Source organism: Leptospira ainlahdjerensis, from assembly GCF_016919175.1.
Lineage (GTDB): Bacteria > Spirochaetota > Leptospiria > Leptospirales > Leptospiraceae > Leptospira > Leptospira ainlahdjerensis.
The window spans coordinates 77,938-99,842 of sequence record NZ_JAFFPU010000033.1; the positions used below are offsets into that span (position 1 = coordinate 77,938).

At 39.8% G+C, this 21,905-nt stretch carries 23 protein-coding genes; all 23 read right to left on the reverse strand.

Going from position 1 to position 21,905, the window contains the following annotated elements:
- Window position 1: 1 nt before the first annotated feature.
- From JWG45_RS09130 to JWG45_RS09240, 23 genes are read right to left on the reverse strand one after another with little or no spacing between them, the layout of a single operon-like run.
- Window positions 2-814, reverse strand: coding sequence for an SDR family NAD(P)-dependent oxidoreductase (locus JWG45_RS09130; protein ID WP_232380600.1), 813 nt, complete (start codon window positions 812-814; stop codon window positions 2-4).
- A complete protein-coding gene (locus tag JWG45_RS09135) occupies window positions 783-1,781 on the reverse strand; it encodes an aminotransferase class IV (protein WP_205279450.1) in 999 nt (332 codons plus the stop codon). Before JWG45_RS09135 ends, JWG45_RS09130 begins: the two co-directional genes overlap by 32 nt.
- 22 nt (window positions 1,782-1,803) lie before the next feature.
- Window positions 1,804-2,493, reverse strand: a complete 690-nt coding sequence (locus JWG45_RS09140; RefSeq protein WP_205279451.1) for an acylneuraminate cytidylyltransferase family protein — start codon at window positions 2,491-2,493, stop codon at window positions 1,804-1,806.
- Window positions 2,493-3,332 (reverse strand): sugar phosphate isomerase/epimerase family protein, encoded by an 840-nt coding sequence (locus JWG45_RS09145; protein ID WP_205279452.1) that lies wholly within the window; start codon window positions 3,330-3,332, stop codon window positions 2,493-2,495. Before JWG45_RS09145 ends, JWG45_RS09140 begins: the two co-directional genes overlap by 1 nt.
- Before the next feature lie 5 nt (window positions 3,333-3,337).
- Window positions 3,338-4,195 (reverse strand): class I SAM-dependent methyltransferase, encoded by an 858-nt coding sequence (locus JWG45_RS09150; RefSeq protein WP_205279453.1) that lies wholly within the window; start codon window positions 4,193-4,195, stop codon window positions 3,338-3,340.
- Window positions 4,192-4,779 (reverse strand): D-sedoheptulose-7-phosphate isomerase, encoded by a 588-nt coding sequence (locus JWG45_RS09155; RefSeq protein ID WP_205279454.1) that lies wholly within the window; start codon window positions 4,777-4,779, stop codon window positions 4,192-4,194. The genes JWG45_RS09150 and JWG45_RS09155 overlap by 4 nt, the downstream gene beginning before the upstream one ends.
- Window positions 4,776-6,668, reverse strand: a complete 1,893-nt coding sequence (locus JWG45_RS09160) for an N-acetylneuraminate synthase family protein (RefSeq protein WP_232380601.1) — start codon at window positions 6,666-6,668, stop codon at window positions 4,776-4,778. The genes JWG45_RS09155 and JWG45_RS09160 overlap by 4 nt, the downstream gene beginning before the upstream one ends.
- Before the next feature lie 2 nt (window positions 6,669-6,670).
- Entirely contained in the window at window positions 6,671-8,056 is a 1,386-nt protein-coding gene (locus tag JWG45_RS09165) for a GHMP family kinase ATP-binding protein (RefSeq protein WP_205279455.1), read from the reverse strand.
- The gene (locus tag JWG45_RS09170; RefSeq protein ID WP_205279456.1) at window positions 8,053-8,766 is read right to left on the reverse strand and encodes a sugar phosphate nucleotidyltransferase; all 714 of its coding nucleotides are present in this window, start codon (window positions 8,764-8,766) and stop codon (window positions 8,053-8,055) included. The genes JWG45_RS09165 and JWG45_RS09170 overlap by 4 nt, the downstream gene beginning before the upstream one ends.
- 13 nt (window positions 8,767-8,779) lie before the next feature.
- Window positions 8,780-9,328, reverse strand: coding sequence for a D-glycero-alpha-D-manno-heptose-1,7-bisphosphate 7-phosphatase (locus JWG45_RS09175; protein WP_205279457.1), 549 nt, complete (start codon window positions 9,326-9,328; stop codon window positions 8,780-8,782).
- A gap of 6 nt (window positions 9,329-9,334) precedes the next feature.
- Window positions 9,335-10,588 carry a glycosyltransferase family protein gene (locus tag JWG45_RS09180; RefSeq protein ID WP_205279458.1) on the reverse strand — a complete coding sequence of 418 codons (1,254 nt, stop codon included), beginning with the start codon at window positions 10,586-10,588 and terminating at the stop codon, window positions 9,335-9,337.
- A gap of 9 nt (window positions 10,589-10,597) precedes the next feature.
- A complete protein-coding gene (locus JWG45_RS09185; protein WP_205279459.1) occupies window positions 10,598-11,842 on the reverse strand; it encodes an N-acetyl sugar amidotransferase in 1,245 nt (414 codons plus the stop codon).
- Entirely contained in the window at window positions 11,839-12,606 is a 768-nt protein-coding gene (locus JWG45_RS09190) for a HisA/HisF-related TIM barrel protein (protein ID WP_205279460.1), read from the reverse strand. The genes JWG45_RS09185 and JWG45_RS09190 overlap by 4 nt, the downstream gene beginning before the upstream one ends.
- Complete coding sequence (gene hisH, locus JWG45_RS09195; RefSeq protein ID WP_205279461.1) at window positions 12,596-13,213, reverse strand: imidazole glycerol phosphate synthase subunit HisH; 618 nt, start codon at window positions 13,211-13,213, stop codon at window positions 12,596-12,598. Before hisH ends, JWG45_RS09190 begins: the two co-directional genes overlap by 11 nt.
- Window positions 13,210-14,343 (reverse strand): N-acetyl sugar amidotransferase, encoded by a 1,134-nt coding sequence (locus JWG45_RS09200; protein WP_205279462.1) that lies wholly within the window; start codon window positions 14,341-14,343, stop codon window positions 13,210-13,212. Before JWG45_RS09200 ends, hisH begins: the two co-directional genes overlap by 4 nt.
- Entirely contained in the window at window positions 14,340-15,473 is a 1,134-nt protein-coding gene (locus tag JWG45_RS09205) for a sulfotransferase family protein (protein ID WP_205279463.1), read from the reverse strand. Before JWG45_RS09205 ends, JWG45_RS09200 begins: the two co-directional genes overlap by 4 nt.
- On the reverse strand, window positions 15,470-16,840 hold the full coding sequence (locus JWG45_RS09210; protein ID WP_205279464.1) for a DUF4910 domain-containing protein: 1,371 nt from the start codon (window positions 16,838-16,840) through the stop codon (window positions 15,470-15,472). The genes JWG45_RS09205 and JWG45_RS09210 overlap by 4 nt, the downstream gene beginning before the upstream one ends.
- A 15-nt stretch (window positions 16,841-16,855) precedes the next feature.
- Window positions 16,856-17,458: an adenylyl-sulfate kinase gene (gene cysC, locus JWG45_RS09215; RefSeq protein ID WP_205279465.1), complete on the reverse strand. Its 603-nt coding sequence runs from the start codon at window positions 17,456-17,458 to the stop codon at window positions 16,856-16,858.
- Between the two features lie 9 nt (window positions 17,459-17,467).
- Window positions 17,468-18,367 carry a hypothetical protein gene (locus tag JWG45_RS09220; RefSeq protein ID WP_205279466.1) on the reverse strand — a complete coding sequence of 300 codons (900 nt, stop codon included), beginning with the start codon at window positions 18,365-18,367 and terminating at the stop codon, window positions 17,468-17,470.
- 4 nt (window positions 18,368-18,371) lie between these two features.
- Entirely contained in the window at window positions 18,372-18,914 is a 543-nt protein-coding gene (locus JWG45_RS09225) for a GNAT family N-acetyltransferase (RefSeq protein ID WP_205279467.1), read from the reverse strand.
- A complete protein-coding gene (locus tag JWG45_RS09230) occupies window positions 18,911-20,188 on the reverse strand; it encodes a DegT/DnrJ/EryC1/StrS family aminotransferase (protein WP_205279468.1) in 1,278 nt (425 codons plus the stop codon). Before JWG45_RS09230 ends, JWG45_RS09225 begins: the two co-directional genes overlap by 4 nt.
- Complete coding sequence (locus tag JWG45_RS09235; RefSeq protein ID WP_205279469.1) at window positions 20,185-21,156, reverse strand: Gfo/Idh/MocA family protein; 972 nt, start codon at window positions 21,154-21,156, stop codon at window positions 20,185-20,187. Before JWG45_RS09235 ends, JWG45_RS09230 begins: the two co-directional genes overlap by 4 nt.
- Window positions 21,153-21,896, reverse strand: coding sequence for a cytidylyltransferase domain-containing protein (locus JWG45_RS09240; protein WP_205279527.1), 744 nt, complete (start codon window positions 21,894-21,896; stop codon window positions 21,153-21,155). The genes JWG45_RS09235 and JWG45_RS09240 overlap by 4 nt, the downstream gene beginning before the upstream one ends.
- Window positions 21,897-21,905: the final 9 nt, after the last annotated feature.

Below are 21,905 nucleotides of genomic sequence, written 5' to 3' on the forward strand. Positions count from 1 at the left end.
TCTAATGTAAACTGACGGTTTGCCCGCCGTCCACGAGTAAACAAGCCCCCGTTATAAAACTAGCTCTTTCGGAAGAGAGGAAAACTATAGCATCCGCAATTTCTTCCGGATTTCCGAATCTTTTCATTGGTACCGTATTTTTTATTAGGTTCGCGATTCTTTCCGGATCTTTTTGCATTTTCTCATCCCAGCTTCCGCCGGTAAAAAAGACGTTTCCTGGAGCAACACAATTGACTCTTATTTTTGGAGCTAATTTTCTCGCGAGATTTTTCGACAAGGCAATCAAGGCAGCCTTAGCAACCGAATAATCCGTCGGTGCACCAATCGACTCGATACCCGCAATGGAGGATGTAAACAGGATGGAACCGCAAGATTCATTCAGAAGATCTAAAAATTCCCGAACCGAATTTTCCGCAGAAATAAAATTGGTCTTCCAAGAACTGGCGAAAATATCCGATCCCGGTAGTGGGTCGGCAGTACTTCTCCCATCTCCAACATTCGAAATCAGAATGTCTAGACCACCAACTTCTTTTACTACGGTTTTCCTAACGTGCGCTAATTCAGAAGAATTTGTCACATCCGCTGAAATAGAAATTACTTTTGAATGCAAGAACTCCGTCGATAAATCTCCGGATATTTTTTCCAAGGGGGATTGGGATCGAGATACTAATATCACGTTTGCCCCTTCTCTTAGAAAGGAACGGGCAGTAGCAAGACCGATTCCTCTACTTGCCCCTGTGATAAGGACCCTTTTTTTCTTTAAACCGAGCTCCAATTTTATTCTATTTCTTGAATCTATAAGGTGTCGGAGCATCCGATTGAGAAGTCGAATCCTTGCCGTTCCAATCCTGGATTTGTCGTTCTATATCAACGCCTACATTCTTTGACCAGAGATTGATAATCTCTTTGAATCGCTCTCCCACAAGACCGTTTCCAATAGGATTTCCGTTCAGTTGAGTAACTGGCAGCATACAAAACGGAGTTCCAGTCATAAAGGCTTCGTCTGCCGTATAAACGTCGTAAGGTTCAAAGTTTTTTTCCAGAACCGAATAACCTAACTTAGGCGCTAATTCGTGCATAACGTAATCTCTGGAAATTCCGCGTAGAATATTTCTTCCTTCCGGTGAAATAATCGTCTTATCCTTTATGATAAAGAAGTTATCGCCGGTGCCTTCGGCGACAAAGCCGTCAGGATCCAGCAATAAAGCCCAATTATTATCACCGCTGATCATAGAAGCTTCTATATTTGCCATAAGATAATGAATTCTACTTCTGTTCTTAATCTTCGGATCCAACAAGGAGCCCGGTATCGCTCGTTGCGAAGTAATTACGGCGTTAATTCCAGTTTTAAAAAGAATCCCCATAGACGCGACCGTCCAACGAAGCGGAAAATCGGCGATTATGACGTTTGGACCTTTGTGTAAGCCTTGCACGGCTTGATAAATTCCAAGTGTCCCTCTGGAAACGTCGATCATGAGACGATGTTCGTCGTCCGACGCGAATAACGGCTCATTGGCTTCGATGGTTTCATAGCATTTTTTTTCCAATTCTTCTATGGTAACGTTGATCGGAATTCTAAGAATTTTTACACCGGCGTAAAGTCTTTCTAAATGTTCCCTTAACTTAAATTGCTTTTTGTTAAACGACCTCGTCATTTCGAAAACCATATCTCCGAACATTAACGCCGAATCATAGATAGAAATCTTCGCTTGTGCTTCCGGAATTAACTGGCCGTTAAAATTGACGACTCTTCCGCTTGCTTCATTCATAGGTTGATTCATAATTCTAAATATTCTCTTTTCCTTATTTGGTTTGTAAAAAACTATTCATTATAGCTTGGCAAAGTTTAAAAGTTTCCGCCGAATCGATCTCAAACATTTTCCAAAACTCCATTTCGACCATTCCAATGTTCTTTCCAAATCGATTTTGATTTTTCCGAATTGTTTCAGGGGTAAATATATAAAAGGAACCGTTCTCGATATATTGTGGAGAATGGTCTTGTCTTCTTTTCCGATTTTTCCAGTCGTAATTGACGCTATTCAATTCTCCATTTGCCGTACGTTCCCAGAAATAGAGATCCTCTGCTACACTCGCAGAAAACATTGAGTCGAATCCATTCTGATCGAACAGGAACAATGCTTTTTCAATGTCCGAGCTTTCTCGGAGCGGTGACGTTACTTGAGGGGCGACGACTCTATCAACCTTACCACCCTCGAGCTCGATCGTGTCAATCGCATGAATCCAAGCAGACTCCGATGTGGCGGTATCATTTGAAAACTCGTCGGGTCGCTTAATCCGTTTTGCTCCAAAATTCTCAGATATGCTGAGAATTTCATCACTGTCTGAACTTACCCAAACCGAATCGATTTTTTTTGCATTCAAACATTGCTCTATTGTCCATGCAATCAAAGGTTTTCCATTAAAATCCAAAATGTTCTTCTTTGGTAACCCTTTGGATCCACCACGCGCGAGTATGACGGCAACTGTATTCATTATTTCGTATATTCCTGAATTTTACTTTCGATCCATTGCAATTGGGACTTAAAAATACCGACACCCTCGTCGTCACGGAAGGCTTGCATAATAAAAGGCCCTTTATAATCAAGGTCCTTTAAAGTCCTGAAAAAAAGATCGAACTGAGCATTTCCGCTACCCAATATCACCGAGCCCCCGCCTAAAATTCTATCTTTTATATGAATATCCGAAATCCTATTTCCGTAACATTCTAATTCTTCTTTTGGATCATATCCCAAGGAAGCGCTGTTTCCGATATCGTAATTCACCGTGATACGATTCGAATGGAACTCAGAAAGTAAATTAGTGAAAAATTGAGGATTTAAGTCCGTTTCCAAGGAAAGATTTATTTTCGATCGTTCCGAAACTTCAATGAGCGGTCCGAGATTATCTACAAACCGTTTTTTATCCTCTTCACTCTTTATGGAGGATTGATCCACGCAGGGTATAACAATATCTTTTACGCCTAGAGCTATGCTATTTTCCAAGAGTTTTCTTAACACAGACTGGCTTTGGAGCACAACGGCCTTATCGGGAGAATGCAACGGAGCTTCCATAAAATAATCGGCACAAATGGAGATAACGGAAACGTTCGTTTTCTTTATCTCTTTTTCAATTTCTTCAATCCCCTCTTGAGACATCAAAGGATTCTGTAAATAGTCGTTATAATCCAGAATAAATTCGATGCAATCCAGACCAATTTCAGAAGCAAGTTGAAATTCTTTTTGCCAGTATCCTAAAGGATGCGCTTGATAACGTCCTTTATATTTGGGTAACAATCGACCCTGCATTACGCCTAAAAGATTTTTTTTCATCATAGTTGTTAAAGGGTTATCGAAGCGATCAAAGTATCACAAAGATCTACTGATGCAAGCTGCGCTTCATATTCTCGATTGATCGCTTCCGTTTCCAAGAAAGACCAAACATGGTGACCACCGGGTTTTCCATTTGAAAGCCAATAGAGGTGATTTGCAAGGGAATATCTTTGAATCTGTTTCAGCCAATTAATTTTTAATCCTGACTTCTGAATCAACACCCTAAATGTTTCGCTGTTGAAAAGATATAGATGTTGGCTCCAATAGGTAAAACGCGAAAAAGATTCAGATTTATACAAAGTCAACAAAGCATCGCTGGAGCTTGGTACTTCTATAATTATTTCTCCGTCTGGCTTTAACATTTTTGTCAAAGATTTAATGATTGCAATAGGATCCTTTACGTGTTCGATCACATGAAATGCGGTTATTATATCATATTTTTCGTTGGACTCGAGCACTTCTTCTAAATTTTTCCACACCTTTAAATCAACTTTAGAGAAATACGACTGTAGTCGAAGCTCTAATTCTACTCCTTCGCTTAATTCTGTGTACGCTTTAGATTTTATCAAGAACCCGCCAATACCGCAACCAAAGTCCAGTAAACGTTTGTTCACGAGTTTCGGCTTTAGAAACTGAAGCCGTCTCTCGTCGTCTTTTTCGTTTTCCTTTAGCCAACTCCCCTCCGATATAAGTTCATCACCGTGCATGCCGGAGTTTTCATAATGGAAATCTTCAATATGTTCGTTTCCGGATAAAAATACAAGGCCACACTGATCACATTCAAGAATATTCAAACTAGTATTATCACGAACGACACCGGGGCGCACGCGGAAGGTCTGATTATTACATAGGTAGCAGTTCTTCATTCCGCGGGTCCGAAATAAATCGATTCGACCAATCCGCAAACGATGTGCCCGATCATAATATGCGACTCTTGGATTCGTTCAGTACGGCTTGAAGGTATTTTTATACACTCAATCATATCAGCTAACTTACCGCCGCTTTCACCGGTCAATCCGATCATTTTTAGTTCTTTTGACTGAGCTACGGGAATCGTCTCCAAAATATTCTTACTGTTCCCGCTCGTTGAAATCGGAATATAAACGTCCCCTGGTTTCGCAATTGCCCTAAGTTCTCTTACGAAGACTTGGTCATATCCGTAATCATTTCCAATTGCGGTCGTCGATGAACTATTAGTTCCCAATGCAATCGAAGCCAGTGGATCTCGATCAAATTGTAATCGGGAAATAAATTCTGCCGATAGATGCTGAGAGTCCGCAAAACTACCTCCATTCCCAGCAAAAATAACTTTTCCACCTGACCTTAAAGAATCCAAACAAAGGAACGCTAATTTTTCGATTAGACTCAGCAAGTCCGGCGAATTTAAAATCTTCTCTTTCGTTGAAATGGAGTCGCGAATGATGGTCTGAATTGCAGATAAATTTTTCATAAGATACCTTCCAACTTTTCCAAACCAATCCAAAAGCCTTCTCCTCCGTTCTTATGACCTTGCCAAATTTCAGGAATAAAGGATGCCTTGGGGGCAAATTCAGCGAAAATTTTACCCAACCTTTGGAAATCGATTTCCCCTTCCCCAACTTGAAGCCCTTCCCCATTCAGTCCTTTTGCATCACCCATATGAATATGTGCGGTAAAAGGAGCGATCCTTCTAGAAAAGTCGTAAAAATCGTATCCAAAGTTATTACAAGTCAACATTGTATGAGAGACGTCGTAGCACATCCTTAGATTTAACTTTTTGCACCATTCTTCTATTTCTTGTATGTGTACAAAAATATTCTGATATCGCTGCCCACCGAAGTGCCAAGGAAACGGAGCCATAGTCTGAGGAATGATTTCAACTCCTTCCGTATCCAAAGCCTTTAAACTTTCTCCGAACCTTCGATAGTAATCCGGCAAAAGTTTCTGATCAATATTTGCATCCATCGAAATGCCGCCTACGTTCGCAACGATCATCGGTCTTTTTGTTTTCGGAAAGAATGGTTTCAAAGATATAGTTATATCTATTACCCTTTGAGTTTCCTTGATCGATATCTTCCTGTAATTTTCATCGGGAGTGGCAAGATCCATCAAATGACTTCCTTGAAACAACTCGGGGGCGTGAATCACATAATCACATTCATACGTCCCTTTCAAGTATTGCGAAGGATCCAGTTCCATATCGGAATACGACAGATGAAATTCAAACAGATCCGGTTTTACCCTCGAATAATATTCGTTAAAATCGTGGTATCGAACTGGTATTCCCCAAGGACGGGAAAATTTATATTGTTTTGGTTCTATTCTTACGTCTTGAAGATCCGATGGAAAGAAAAAGTCCTCTTTGCTCATGTCTCTCTGCAAAGTTCTTCCCAATAATCTTTCATAATTTTGAGCCGAAAGTCCTTGGCCGGGACTTAAAACCTGTATATCATCTTTTTCTAATAGAGATCCCCTTTTTAAATCTCTCGAAGCGACAAGACTTTTGGCGAGGTTTTCTCGATTGATCATCTCACCCTGGCTTAGGATTCTTTCATAATTATTTTCACCTAAGGCTTGTTCAATGTCTCGAATTCCCTCGATCAACATTCTAAATTCTTTCTCCTCAAGGCTAGCGGCATGATCCGGACCTTCCATTTTGCGATCCAATGTCAGATGCCTCTCGACTACCATCGCACCCAAAGCAACGGCCCCCAGAGTGACCGCTATCCCTCTTTCATGACCTGAATATCCGAAGTGCGGATGAAATTCCTTTAATTGTTGCATCCATTTTAAATTTATATCATGTAACGGCGCTGGATACGTACTGTTGCAGTGTAAAAAAATAAACGGAACTTTTTTGGAAGTTAAGTAATCTCTTGCGAAAATAATTTCCTCGGTCCTACTCATACCGGTGGATAGAATCAGAGGCTTTTTAGTTTCTACGAGAGAGTTCAATAAGAATATATTCGTTAGATCCGCCGACGCAACTTTGTAAGCAGGAACTGGAAATGTTTCCAAAACCTCAACACTCTTTGGATCCCAAGGTGTGCAGAGATATAAGATTCCTTTTTGATTACAATATTCCGCAATTTTTCTATGATCTTCTTTCTCTAATTCGAACCTTTGCAATAGATCTAGAATGTATTCCGTTCCAAGATCCTCGCCCGATTTTTCAAGACTCCGTTTTCGATAGACTTGGTCCAAATGTCTCATCTGAAATTTCGCGCAATCCGCTCCGATTGAGACCGCTGCGTCGACCAATTCGAAGGCTTTTTTCAAATCTCCGTTGTGATTGTTCCCGATCTCAGCGATGACAAACGTCCTTCCATTCCCGATTGAATTTTTTCCAATTTGTATCATATTTAGCCTTTCATATCCTCGTGATTTTTTATTTCCCTTACCGTCCAAGCCTGTAGGCCTTCAGAATCGAACCGAAAAGGTTTATAACCTAAGCCTTGTTTTTCTACCCAATCCATCAGATCGTTCTTTGCAAAAGGTGGAACATAAAAAAGAAAAAAACCTCCGCCTCCCGCTCCTAAAAGTTTCCCCCCGATGGCTCCGTTCTCCCGTGCACCATAGTAAATCGAATCTAACGTGCTATTTGTGATTTTCTTTCCAAGACCACGTTTGATTTCCCAGGCTTTATGAAGACATTTTCCGAATTGAAACAAACGCCCTCTCAATAGATGATTCCGCATTTCATAAGTCAATTCGACGTTCTCGAAAACTTTCCTTTTGACGTCCTCTTTCTGCATCTGCACTCGTTGGTCGTCATGGATATTTCCTGAATCGTGTGTAGTTTTTGTATCACATAAAAGCAAACATTCTTCTAATTCTATCATCGTATCTCTCGCGATTCTTAGCGGGTGTACGATGTTTTGTTCCAACTGGAATTCCATAAAATTAAATCCGCCGAAAACTGTGGCGTATTGATCCTGCCATCCACCGGAAATCCCTAGATACAACCGTTCGGCTTGAAATGCCAACTCCGCGATTTCGTGATGATCCCATTTGTCCCTTCTAAACTGATTAAAACATCCAAGGATCGCCGACGAGACTACGGCGGAGCCGCCTAAACCAGAATTCATAGGAAAGTCGGAGTAGATAAACAGCTCGAATCCATAATCCGGTTTTGCTACCTTGATCACTGCTTGGATCAAACGAAACTTATCTTCGAAAACGACCGCCGAATCAAGATCTTCAAATTCGATCGAAGCGCCGATGTCTTTTGACCGAATCAAAATTCTTTTATCTTCACGAACGCGTAGAGTCGCGTGAGAATATAAGGAAATTGTGGTATTGATTACGGCTCCGCGATCGTCGCTAAAATAATGCGTAAGATCCGACCCCCCGCCGCCGAAACTGATTCTTACGGGAGAACGCGCTCTTGCATAAACTTTTTCTTCTTCCTGAAAAGGAAGTTCGTCACGGCTTACAAAGGAGAATAATGTTTTATCCTCTCGTAAAATCGGGATTACACGAATTCTTGAATCCAACTGTTTTAATAACTTCTCTCTCGTGCTATTTTCATTCGCCCAAGTGAAATTTTTATTCGCGCAACGAAGAATTTGAGAATCTAAATTCAACCCTTCCAGAAGTTGTCTTCTTATATCGCCGTCAGTGGCGACTCCTATCACTTGCATCGAATCGTTAGTTACGAACACGATCCCGTGCTTATTAGCTTCGATTTTCGCAAGGGCTTCACGTAAGGAAGCATTCTGATCGATTAAAAATAGTTCTATATTCATAAAGGAAAACTCTTACCGGATTGAATCCATTTTTGAAATCGAGAATAATCTTCCGGAATTCCAATATCAATGAATTCCGATTCTAACTCAATCGCATTGAGTCCGTGATCGAGGATAATTTTCGGGAAAAGATCGACTTCCATCGAAAACGGTTTTCGATCCCAAGCCTTGAAAAGGGACGAGCCCAATTTGTAAACTCCCGCGTTGATCCACCCGCCTCCAATCGAACCAGTCTTTTCATGGAATTGAACGATTTTCTTATCATTTACTTCAACCAGTCCATAACGCGAAGCGTCTTTTACTTCGGTGATTCCGATTCCATATCCAATCGAGTCAGCCATCTTCGATACGCTTTTCGGCCCCAGCCAAGTGTCAGCGTTCGATACAAAAAAATCTCCCTCAAACCGGAGTTCTTTTACCGCATTGGCTACAGAACCGCCGGTTCCTAAGGGTACACTTTCCGTAACAAAGAAAAAATCCACGGACTTCGGAAGTTCATTTTGATACTCTTGAATGAAGCGTATGATATGATCCGCCTTATGGTGAAGAAGTAATACGAAACAAGAAAGCCCCTGATCCATCCATCGTTCTAATAAATATTGCAAAAAGGGTTTTCCCTCAACGGGTGCTAATGGTTTCGGTAATTCGGAGACGACCGATTTCAGACGTGTTCCAAAACCGCCCGCGAGAATAAACATCGGTGTATTCATTTTCATACTCTGATTATACGATGTAGGGAATCACTTCGAACAAAGAAGAAATCCTTGACGAAACCGGCACTGACCTATACTCATCTTCCTCGCTCGTAAGAATCAAGTTAGTGCCTACACCGGCGGATTTACCCGTCAAAAAATCCGTGTAACGATCTCCAACCAACACTGAAGAATTTAGATCTAAAAGGAACCGATCGCGCGCTTTCAAAATCATACCCGGATTTGGTTTTCTAAATTCGCTCTCTTTTTTAAAAATTCCGATTCCGTACTCGGAATGAAACGGACAAAAATAAAAATGATCGATCGAAGTATCTTTTTTTTGAAACTCCTTTCGCATCCATTTACTTAAATTGATAAAATCACGAACAGTATAATATCCTCTTGCAATTCCTGCTTGATTGGTGATTACGAAAATTTTATATCCTTTGGACTTTGCGATCTTCGTTAACTCAAAAATCCCGTCTATAAATATCACCTGCTCCTTTTTATGGACGTAATTTGTCTCTTGATTGATGATTCCATCCCGATCTAAGAACAAGGCTTTCTTGAAAAAGTCCATTGAAATTCAATCGAGCGCTTCGGCTTTTAGCTTTTTCATAAAATCATTCGGTCTATGCAAAAATAAATTATAATCGTATTGTTTAATATTGTTAACCGTCCAAGCGCCTTTGTTTTGAATTTGCGCACGGAGAATTACGAGTACGTCGAGAATCAGTCTAAAAAAATTCGAAAACAAGTTTGGAATGCGAAATCGGAAAGGTTCCAAACGATTCTCTTCTGCGATCACCGCTACGATCGAATGTAAAGAATCGGATTTAGAAACATTCTTCATTTGATACAATTCATAAATATAAGAATCTAGCTTTTTGGATCGCTTCGGAGCTAAAGACGAATCAAGGCATAACTTCTCCAAGTCTTTAAAAGTATTGGGAACGTAACTTCCTTCCCGCGTTCTTTTTCTCCATTCTTCTAAATTAGGTGGGCCTTTATAATCAAAAAGTTGATCGATACATACAACTGGAATTCCAATGAGATAAGGTTCTAAAAAAGCCGAAGATACCGTCCCTACTACTTTATCCAGTCCTTGCAACCAACTGTAATAATCGAAATTGGTGTCGATTTCAAAGGATGGTCCGAAGAAGTTTTTAAAAATCGCGTAACTCGAGATTTTCTCGTTAGGATGCGGACGGAAAGAAACTTTATAACCGTTATCTATTAGGAAGCGGGTCAGATCTCGAACGATCAAAAAGGAATCCAAATCAACGTGCCATCGTTCGATATGTCTCTGTTCCATATAACGTAGATTCTCAAACGCGTGTCTACCGTCGAAAGGATTGATCAATTCAAACCTTCCCAAAATTCCGATTTTCTTGTTCGAAGCCTTTTTTTGAATATGTTGAATCAGGTCGTTCCGAAGACAACCGGATACGATGACCTGGTTAGGTTTTACTTTTCGATTTTTTTCCAGCCAAACCTTACTCCAATCATTCCAAACAAAGATTTTTTCAAAATTAGAAAACTGGATATAATCTGGATAAGTGGCAGAAATATCGTGATCAACCCGAACGATACCTTCTACCTCCGTAACATAGATTTTAGTTCCCTTTTCTTTGAGATTCCGAATTTTTTCCTGCGGTAACACGAAAGGATGCGAAAGGATCAGAATATCGGGAACGATCAATCTCAAAAAATAATCGGTGGAAGTTCGCGAAGTCAGAAAAACACTATACCCTTGTTTCTTAAACGCTTCTCCCAAAAGCCAGGCCGAAGAATACTCCCTTCTTAGCGCGTCTATATGAATAACTACGATTTTTCTCATCTTAAACACTCACACATCGGGATAACCTTTTCCAATCGTAACATATCGATCTTCAGTCTTTGAAATTGGATTGGAAACATATAAAAGATCGGACTTTTCGACGGAAGTATTTGGAGATAAGAAAGTAGAAGGGCCTTTAAATCTCCACTTCCGATAACTTACCTCTTCCCAGAATTTTTGATTCCTGTGACGATCCATCAAAAATTGCATCGATAAAGAATCAAGACCGAGCCATTCAAGAAAAAGCCCAAGATGTTCTATCTCCTGATTCTCGTAACGGTGAACGAGTTCTATTCCCTTTTTTCTTGAAATCCGTCCGTGTCGAATCTCTCGCGAGACGTGATCCGTAATCTTCGAATAACCGGTTTTATAAAACTTTAGCAAATCATGAAGATTCATGTAATTATAACAATCTACAAAATCATACTGATCGAAAGTTCTGTTAAAAGTTGTAGTTCTAAAATCGTAAAGCCCGATCATTTCCTCGTGTTGAGCCTTTGGGTCCCAACGGAAATAATTTCCGAGATAAATTCCACGCGTGCCATTCGAATGTAAGTCGAAATCGTCAGGATAACGGTATTGCCATATGTCTTCGTCGGTTATACTACCGAAAATACTCAACATATCATCTGCTTCCACATCGAATAGATCATGGTCTTTCCGATACCGCCTTGACATTTCCACTTCGTGGAGATGTGAAAACATACCGACTTGTTCTAATCCTTGATGTGCGCCCCAGATAATCAAAGGGATTCTATATCTAACGGAAGTCTGCACAGGAAAAACAGTCTGCCCAGCAATACAATGCCAATATACGGAACCGTATTCAGCGAGGGTTCTCCTCGTTATTTTTTTAACGGATTCCGGATTTACATTCTGAATCAGAATATCCAGATTAAATTTTCTTCTAAGATTTGATAAATTGCGGATCCCAAGAGACGTATTATAATATTTATTATAAGTCACCAACAATGGGTGAAGTCCGAGAATATTTTTAACAAGATGTACTATATAGTAAGAATCGGAAGCTCCCGATATGGGAACTATACAATCATAGTTCTTCCCGGATTTGCTACGATAAGGCTCCACTAATTTTTGGATTCTTAATTTCCGCTCCTGCCAGTCGATCTGATCTTTTTCCTCATGGATCCGACAACCGCTACAAACACCTTCGTGATCTAAAATCAAACCGAAAGGATGATCTGTCGAGTAGAGACATCGTTTACAAAATTTAATTTCTCTAAAGTTCATCATGAAAAATGGGTTTTATATACAGGTTTCCGAAGCAAGGACTCGCTTAAGTTTTCCTTCAAACCTTGAAGACGGTGTTCCCCATAACTTAAAAAGTTCCCGCACGCGACCGCTGAAACTTGCGGTCTTTCAAAAATTCGTTTCATTTGTTCTGGTTCGCTTATACCGCCAAAGGCGATGATTGATTGTTCCGTTGAAAAATGATCGAGCAATGTTTCGTCAAAGGAATTTCTATTCCCCTCGTTTCGAAAATCGATTAGGAATATTTCCGAAAAGGATTCCATTTTACTAAACTTTTCATCGTGAGAATGAAATAAGTTCAAATTACCTGTTGAATAACGATAATGAAGAAGATCTCCCCGATCTAAGGTGACCGGCAAACTAAGAATGACGGCTTGTGTTCCGAGAACTTCCGCGATTTTTAAAACCTCATCCGGACGAGAATGAAACAACTCATCGATTACGAGGCGATCAGCTCCTGCGTGGATTGCTTGCAAGGCATCATCCAAATTTCTAATTCCGCCTCCATAAGCAATAGGAGTGGAAACCATTTCGGCTACCGATTTTAAGAGTGGGAGATTTGGACCAAGGTCTTTGCGAGATCGATCGATACAAAGAACAGTAATTTCATCGGCCCCCCATCGGTCCAAATTTTCGGCAATTACATGCGGTTTTCCTAATGGAAGATAACGATGATAGCCGAAGGACTGAACAGCAAGTTCTTCTAAAACCACGATCATACCGACCATTCTTTTTTTAAAACCCATGGACCATCTCCCGAATGAGACCGGAAAGTAATTCTTTCCCAAGATCTTGGCTCTTTTCCGGATGAAACTGTAGACCGACTACCATCCCGTGTTTTACTATCGAAGGAAAACTTCTTCCGTAAAATGTATTGGAAACCGCGCCTTCAGTATCAGCTTCATAAGCAAAAGAATGGTTAAAGTAAAAGTAACCGCCGTCGAATTTTGAAAAAAAAGAATCAGGCTGTGTTAGTTTTATTTCGTTCCAACCAATGTGAAAAGTATTTTGTTCAGAAAGGGATCTAACGTTTCCTTCGATCATCGCAAGTCCTTTTTCAAGCGTTCCCTCCGTGGAAGAAAAGGAAAAAACCTGCATTCCTAAACAAATTCCCAAAAGTGGGCGCCCCTCTATCACCCATTTTTTTAAATAATCGGCCAACTCCATACGCTGTAAGTTGGACATCGCGGTGTGGAACGCACCGACTCCGGGTAACATGAGAAGATCTGCTTTCTGCAAGTCAGAAATATCAGAGGCTACATAGGTAATAAAACCAAGTCGATCCAAACAATTCTTAACCGAACTATGATTTCCAACTTCATAATCTAAAATAGCTACCTTAATACGTTTCAAAGACCGATACCTACTTTGTATTTACGATGAATGTTTTGAAAAGAAGGTGCATTTACTTCGAAAAGATTTCGGTTAACGTTGGATATAACGGTTTCCCAAAACTGCCCGACGGTAATATCGATATATTCACAAAACCCTTCGATATATTTTGATGAACAAGCTCCGTCATAAGCCTCGACAATCGGGATCGCTTTCTCTCTAGACATTCTTCCTGCTCGAATGTCTTCGTTTACATAGTCTGTGACTTTGCCAAAGCCGAACTTGAAATACTTTATCATTTGATTGAGGGTCACCCAATCTTCGTCAAGTGCGCTAACCCCCATAGGATCGCCGATATTCTCAATTCCGTCTTCACGAATGCTGATTCCGTATGCAGTAGAAAACTTCGCATTTCCTAAATTATCCCAATCTCCGATAAACCATCCTAAGTCGATCACGTTAAGATTCCCGGACCGAACCTCGGAAGCATCTGGAAAACCATACGCAATAAGATCCTGATCCGAAAAACCTGCCTCTCGCATCCAGGTGAGATCTCCTCCGGCGAGGGTATTCATAGACATCAGATTATTGTATTCCCAGGGACGCTCCGGAGAAATCGTCTTACGATCCCTTAAACTCTGATTTTCTCCGATGAAAATCAATGGCAACTCGTAAGCGAGCGCTGTTTTCGGGACTGAACTATAGAGCGCTAATTCGGTTGATCGAGCCCAATTTGCAAAACGAAGGAAGGCTTCGCGCATTAGATTTTTCCAAACTCCCGGTGCAGGTGCAGAATAGACTACATCGAATCCAAGATTGATTAAATTGGAAATATTCTTTACACCAAGCTCGCTCACTTGTTCGGGGGGATAGCTCAAACAAACAAGAAGAGGTTTCAATTTTAACTTATCGCGTACCCAAATAGCCTGACGCGTGCTATCCTTTCCTCCACTAACTCCGATTATACAATCAAAGTATTTTCCTTTTTTACGTGGATACTTCGATATGATTTCTTTTAGAATATCAAATCTTTCTAAATAATTGATATTATTTTGTAGGAAATGGTTTTCGCACGCGGAACAACAACCTTTCTCGGAGAAAATTTCGTTAACCCTGGTATTGGGTTGTAGGCATATTTTGCAATATTTCATTTTTCGAATAAGGATTTACAGGCTTCGTAAATTTCCCCAAATAGAAAAAAAGATTTCTGAACCTTTGGTTCGATTTTTTGATTCAAGCTTTCCAATCGGCTTTTCTCTTTTTCAAATTCTTTCGGAAAATCGAATTCAGAATATGGAAGAATCCATTTAGCAAGTTTTTCTTTTTCGTCTTCTAAAATTTCATAACTAAGATTTTCGGATGGAGAAAACTCGAAGGAAGAATAACCCATCAATTGCATTTCAGGATAAGTTAAGAATTCGATAGCCTTTCGTGTTTTAGGATCGATCTTTTCCATCCATCTGTGAATCGACTTCTGATTAAATCCTTCAGAACCTCCTTCTTGGAACGTAGAATTTTGCGTCCATCTCTGGTTATTTCCGTCTTTGATATCATTCGTATCCAAAAGAGAAGGATTAAACTCGATTTCTAAAAAAGTGCAAAGATCTCGAACGGTTTTTTCGGGAAAACCGATTAGATCTTCATATTTTACGGTTAAAACGTTTTGATACTTTTTAGAATAGTGATAAGAAAGCGAAGCAAGTTTGCGCCATTGTCTACCCAAAAAAAGCAAAGGATAACGACCTTCGGAATAGAAATTTGAAACGGCGATTGCCCGAGGGTCCCTTACAATTTGAATGATCTTTGTCTTCTCGCCGAATAATTCAATGATATGAGGTACAAATTCGTTTGCCCACACCTCTTTAAATCCGGCGACTTGTTTGGAACCATAAGTCTCAAGAATTAACGCGGCCCCTTTTTTTAGAAACTCTCCGTAAGTTTTCGCGGCTATCTCCGGAATTCGTTTTGAAAGGAGTTCAGAATACGGCTGACTCGAAACTTCTGTAAACTTTTTCAAATACGCGAGATCAGGTATATTTAATTCACTAAAAGGGGTATTCTGCAGATCGTGAAAAAAAGAGTTTTTCTCCTCATCGAAATAGTAATCCTCTAAAGGAGCATTGGGATCAAGAAGATGTTTCTTATCCCTGGATAAGGTATTTCGAAAGTCCTTAAAAACCGCAAAAAAAGGATCCGAGGCAAAAGAGACTTCTTTTGTTTTATTAAGTAAACGAGCAAAAAAAGTCGTCCCCGACCGAAACATTCCACTAACAAAAATCATAATAAATCCACGTCCTTTAGCTCTACTAATCCTTTCTCTTCCAGCTGTTTAACATACCAGTATGCGAAACTAAATGGCATTTTTGTTTTTTCGCAAATATCCAAAATCGTATTTTTACCGTTGGCAAGGCGTAAAACAATTCTCATAAAATGATAGAGAAGATCCGATTCGCTTTCGACGTAACGAAGAATGTCATCAGTCAATCTCGATCCATATTTTTCTTTTGCGGAATGATCTTGAGTTTGAGAGATATTCGTAGGTGAAAGATAGAGATTGATCTCAGGACTTGCCAAAGATGGAATTCCCTTAAACTTTGGAATTACAATCGCATCATATTCGATAATGTCGATGACCTCTAGTGTCTTTTGGATCATTTCTTCCGTTGAATTAGGATTGTAATTTTGAAAATTATCATCACTCGTATGGTAATTTTCAAACGGCCATCTCAATAGAGTTCCCGTTGGAATCTCATAACCAACGGCATCAAATACATTCTCATCGTTCCCAATTTTTTCTCTGTGCGAATAGAGAATATTTTTCTCCTGCCTCGGATCAAGAACGTTCTTAACAGCTCGGTCGATTCTTGATTGATTATAAAAACTACTTTGATATATCAGCTCTTCATTCGTGCCTACTAATGCGAGAAACAATCCACCCTTTAAGTTGCTTGCAATGTCTTTTTCATGGAAGAGATAGGCAACAGATCCAACGATTTCTACACTTGCAAACGCCCGATAAGAATACTTTGTTTTTCGATCTTGTAACCTTCGAACAACCTCGAAGGAAGCCACGCAACCTGATAGTCCATCATTTACCTGATCGGGATGATCAAAATGACCCATAAAGATGATCTCTTTCGGACTATCTCCTTTTTTGGAATAATCAGCTTGAGTCATCTTTCCCTGATAATCAAAGTTACTTTCTATCTTCACTTTATACTTACCGGGTTTTAGAGATTGATAAATTTCAAAAGGTAAACAAAAGCCCCACTCCGCGTTTCTGTGACGGTATTGATTTCGAAAATGAAAAGGAATCGACTTTGGCTTTTTGGGATTAGTAAAAAGATGAGGCTTTAATTCTTCTAAAGTCAATTCACCCTCAAATGAAGGTGAATAACTATAGACAGAAAGATTAGATTCTGCCTTCGAAGCGATATTTTTTCCATCAGGCCCAGTTAGCACAGCCTGCTTGCAATCCCAGTAAGGAGGTAGCTCCCAGTGATAAATTTTCTCGGAGGAAGGATATTGAATCTTCCGGGATTTTGGATAAAAGGAAACTAACTCGTCATAAGCCTCTTCCATTTCAGGACCAGCGTGACATCGATCTAACACTGATATTTTTCGAATTAATTCGTGATAATTATTCATATTATATTTTTCAAATTAACTTTGAATGATCCCTTTTTCATATAAATACGAGCATAAAATTTTCACTGTCTCTTCGACATTCTGTCTACTTGTATCCAACTCGATTTCAGGTTGTAAGGGCGCCTCATAAGGAGAGCTGATTCCGGTAAAGTTAGGAATTTCTCCACCTCTTGCTTTCTTATAAAGTCCCTTAGGATCTCGCTTCTCACATATTTCTAGGGGAGTCGAAAGGTAGATTTCGATAAATTCTCCCTTATCAAAAAGATCTCTAACGGTCTGTCGATCTTTTCTATAGGGAGAGATCAAAGAGACGATTACGATTACACCCGCTTCCGTAAAAAGTTTCGCGACTTCCCCGGTCCGTCTGATGTTCTCAGTTCTATCTTCTTGCGTAAAACCAAGATCCTTGTTTAAACCGTATCTTAGATTATCACCATCGAGAAGAAACGTATGATATTTTTTTTGGTTTAAGAATGCTTCCAGTGCATTTGCGATAGTCGATTTGCCTGAACCGCTCAATCCAGTCACCCAGAGCAAGCAGGGTTTTTGCATTTTTATTTTCGACCTGTCCTCTTTAGTTACCTTATGGTCGAGCCACGTAATGTTTTTATCCATCATGAGTCCTGATTATATTCGTAATGAATTTATAAACCGCAATTCCACGATGTCTTTCTGCGGAAGTGATAATTTCTTTCCTTCCGGTGGAATACAACTGATAACCTTCTTACCGGCGATTACTCCGACTACCATAGCCATACTTTCGCAACCAACAATTATATCCGCTTCCATTACCTGTTGTAAAAGAGGTTTTTGATTCGTTATTCTTAGATTCTGATCCGGATATTTTTCTAAGATCCAATCGTATTTCCCGATTGGATCTGAAGGATGAGGCCTAAACACACACGACTCCATTCTTCCTGAAATCTTTCCCAAATGTTTAAAAAAATAGAGGATTGCATCCTCTTCAGTAAAACCCCAAGGATCAGCACCATTAGTCGCCTTCGTTGCAGCTCCGTGGTCTTTGATATTTTCACACACAAAAAGAATACGATCTCCTTCTCCGCTCTTTTTTTCTTTCTTATATATTGTGAGTTCGTTTTTCAGCGATTCAAAGTATGGGTTTTCTTTTCTTCGAATTAGAGTTTCCGGAAAAATTTTCTGGGCAAGTTGAAAAGCATCATCGTCCCCAGTCCATATCTCGTCTGGTAATGTTACTTGATTTTGAAATATAAATCTTTCCTTATAGTTTACCCAATGATCTAAAAAACTGATTGATCTTTTTCCCTCTTTCCTTGCCAAAAGAATCGCCCGCTTTTCAAGATCCGATTGCCAACTGGTTCCCGTAAGAATTTCTTCCGCTTTCTTTAATGCATCTTTCAAAGACAAAATTTCTAACTCGCCTATTTTTTTTTGAAAGATCGAAACCGCCGGGCCATCCAATACGAAAAGATAATTGCCCGGATATTTCTTAATATAGCTGGAAAGGACCTCAGCTCCGCCAGCGTCATGAGAAACGATCGCTATCAAAGAGCTATTCCTTATTATCGCGAATCCAATCATCAAGAAGGATTCCATAATCTATAACATCTTGATAAGACCCTTCTAAGAAAAGATGTTTTTTTCTCCTTCCTTCCACTTTCATTCCGAGGGAAAGCGCTAATTTCTGCATAGCTAGGTTAGAAGCCGCGGTGCCACAGTAAATTTTTTCTAAATTTAATTTCGAAAAACCATGATACAAAAGTTTTTTTCCTGCGTGTAACGAAACACCTTTACCCTGATGAAACTTATTACCCAACAAAATTGCAAACTCGGCGTTCCGATTGATAAACGAAATGTTCTGAAGACTGATATTTCCAATATGACCGTCGGTTTTGTGGCAAATGGCCCAAACGACGCGGTCTTCTAAGTTTAGAGAACGATAATATTCTTCGAAGTAGAGTTTATTCTTAAAAAATTTTCCGTGGGAATTGTATCTTGTTACGTCCTGATCCTCAAACCAGAAAGAATAAGGACCTGAAAGATCAGACTCTGATAAGGTCCTTACAAAATATTCCTCCAAGAAGGAGTAAATCACTTCAAACTCTCCAATTGACTCCAAACTTTTTGAAAAGCGCCAATCAACAAATCAACGTCCGAATCGGATAAATCTCTAACGCACATCTCATAACCTAGATATTCTTTGTCATTGTATCCTTCAGCAATGGGACAAATTCCCTTAGAATAGTCCACGTCGCGCTTACAGATATCCGAATTCCATGGAAACCCCTTGGAACCGTACGCTATCTTCTTCTGATACAAAGGTAACAGGTGAAGATTTGCGTAACCCATTGACAGATCCTCCACTCCTTCAGCGACAAGCGCGTCGAAAATTTTCTTTTTTGGCAAGCCTAATAGACTCTCATCAAGCAATATAGGATAAATATAATATACATGTGTTGAATCCTTGCGAATTTCAGGAGTTTTCAAACCTTTTAAATTCGAAAGTCCTTTCGTAAATCTTTCTGCGGCTCGTATTCTAGAATCAACTTTGATTTTTAATTTTTTTAATTGTTCGATTCCGATTGCGCTTTCGATTTCTCCTAATCGAAAGTTGTATCCGATCATATTGGTCAAATCTGTAACACCTTTATCTCCCACCACTGCCTCTGCGTGATTCCGAATCAACTGCATTCTTTCGGCAAGTCCATCGTCGTTCGTCACAAGCACTCCACCCTCTCCTGTATGAATATGTTTGTGATAATTCAGGCTATAACCTCCGATGTCACCTAATGTTCCTGTGAATTTGCCTTTATAGAAGGAACCCGGAGCCTGGGCCGTATCGTTAATTACTTTTAAATTCTTCTTTTTCGCGATTTCCATAATCGCTTCCATGTTTGCAGATTGGCCAAAAATATCCACAACGAGTATCGCTTTCGTATAAGGTGAAATATTCGCTTCTATGGACTTAGGATCGATACAAAAGGTCCCAGGTTCAATGTCCGCAAAAACAGGAATCGCATTCCAATGAAGAATCGCCGTTGCGGAGGCGGACATGGTCCACGGACTTACGATCACTTCATCGCCAGGTTCGATTCCGATTGCGCCGATAGCCGCGATCAAACCGGAGGTCCATGAATTTACGGTAATAGCGTGTTTGACCTGAAAGTATTTTTTACATTCTTCTTCGAACTCTTGAACCTTAGGTCCTCCGTAAAAATCGGGATCCCAACAACCTAAAAACTGAGAAAGATTTCCACTCTCTACAACCTTTCGAACGGCTTCCACTTCTTCTTTTCCGATGGAATTATAACGTTTTAACTCGACGTCGATGGCTTTTTTTCCGCCATGGATTGCTAATTTTTCACTCATTTCGATTGTTCCATGATTTGATTTAGAATATAATTGATTTGTAAAGCACTCTTCGAATCGCAAAACTCCGCGTCTTGTCCTCGCATTGTTTTAACAAGTTCATTCAACACGTGATATTGTGAAAAATTCGAATCGTTTGAAAGATACTCTTTCCGGGAATCTAAGATCGTATATTCGGGATAAATTGGATCAAAGGTTTTTGACTCCCAAAAAACCTCCTCGCCCCCTCGAAGATAACTGAGTTTTCCTTCCGATGTAACCAATTCTATAGAATAATTCGAATAATCCTCTTCCCTAGAAGAAAGGAAGAAGACGTCACCTCTTTCAAAACGAAAAAAAACATCCGGCTCCCAATCGTTATTTTCCAAGAATCGATTTTGTTGTATCACACTTCCATTTTTAATAGGTCCAAGCCAATATTGAAGTAAATTCAAAAAATGACCTCCGTTATGAACCAATCCTTTTGAATACCAACATACACCTTTGATAAAACCGGAAGCGTGGTTCACTTTTTCCAATAAAGACTTAATTTTTTTAGAAGAAGGAAAATAACGTCTTTGATAATTAACAAAAAGTCTTACGTCCTTTTTTTCGCACAAGGAAATCATTGTAAGAGATTCGTCTAAATTATAAGACAAAGGTTTTTCACAAAGCAAGAACGATGGATTAGAACTTTCTAAAACGATTTGAAGAATTTCGAAATGAGTTCGAGTTGGGGTGGCTATAATGACAAAATCCGGAGATGTTTGAGTTAAACCTTCTTTTAGGTCGATGTAAACGTTCGCGGAACTTTTTTTCCCGAATTTAACTCGAGCCTCCTCTACCGGATCGTAAGCTCCTACTAGTTCGTAGTTAGGATGATTCGAGACGGCAGTAAGATGTGTGATTCGAAACTTTAAAGGATCTTTGTCAAAATCATAACCCATTCCGATTTGGCCAAGGCCAATCAAAAAGGTACGAAACTTCATGAATCTCCCTTTCGTTTTATCTTTTTATTAGTTTCTTCTAAATGAGGATTAGCGCGTAAGTAACGAATCACGTCCAAACAGCTAAAACTTTGTTTGGATTCTTTATGAAAATATTCAATGATACTTTTTAATAACTCGAAATCTTCCCGCTCATCCAAAGTCAACCCAAGCTCCGGCCAATGTAAAGAAGGCGGTGCAACAAGATTCAAATGAGGAAATATATCAGGATTGTTTCTCATATGCAAAGAAACATGCTCGCGATCAAGACGATCTTGCGTCATTGACCCGGAGAGCACCAAATCGGAAAATGCGAAAACTTGAACATCCATTCCGTCCGGATAACTTCTTATGTGTGCGTTCCCGACATACTTCGCGGAATTGAACTTATACATCCGAATACACTGTTCGATAATATCAGGATCAATAATCGGGCAATCCCCAGTAATCTGAACGATCACATCGGCGTTTCGAGATTTTGCGGATTCGATCACTCGGCCGAGAACATCGTCCTCGCTTCCTCTGTGTACAAAAATGCCTTCGGATTCGGCAAAGATTACCAAAGGATCATCCATAGGATTTACGGTCGTAGCAAGCACGATTTCATCGATGGAAGAAACCGATTTAAGTCGATCGATCAAATATCCGAGAATCGGCCTTCCAAGAATTGGCATCAGCACTTTCCCGGGAAGGCGAGACGAGGTCATTCGCGCCTCTATAGTTGCTACATATTTTTGTTTCATTTTGTATAG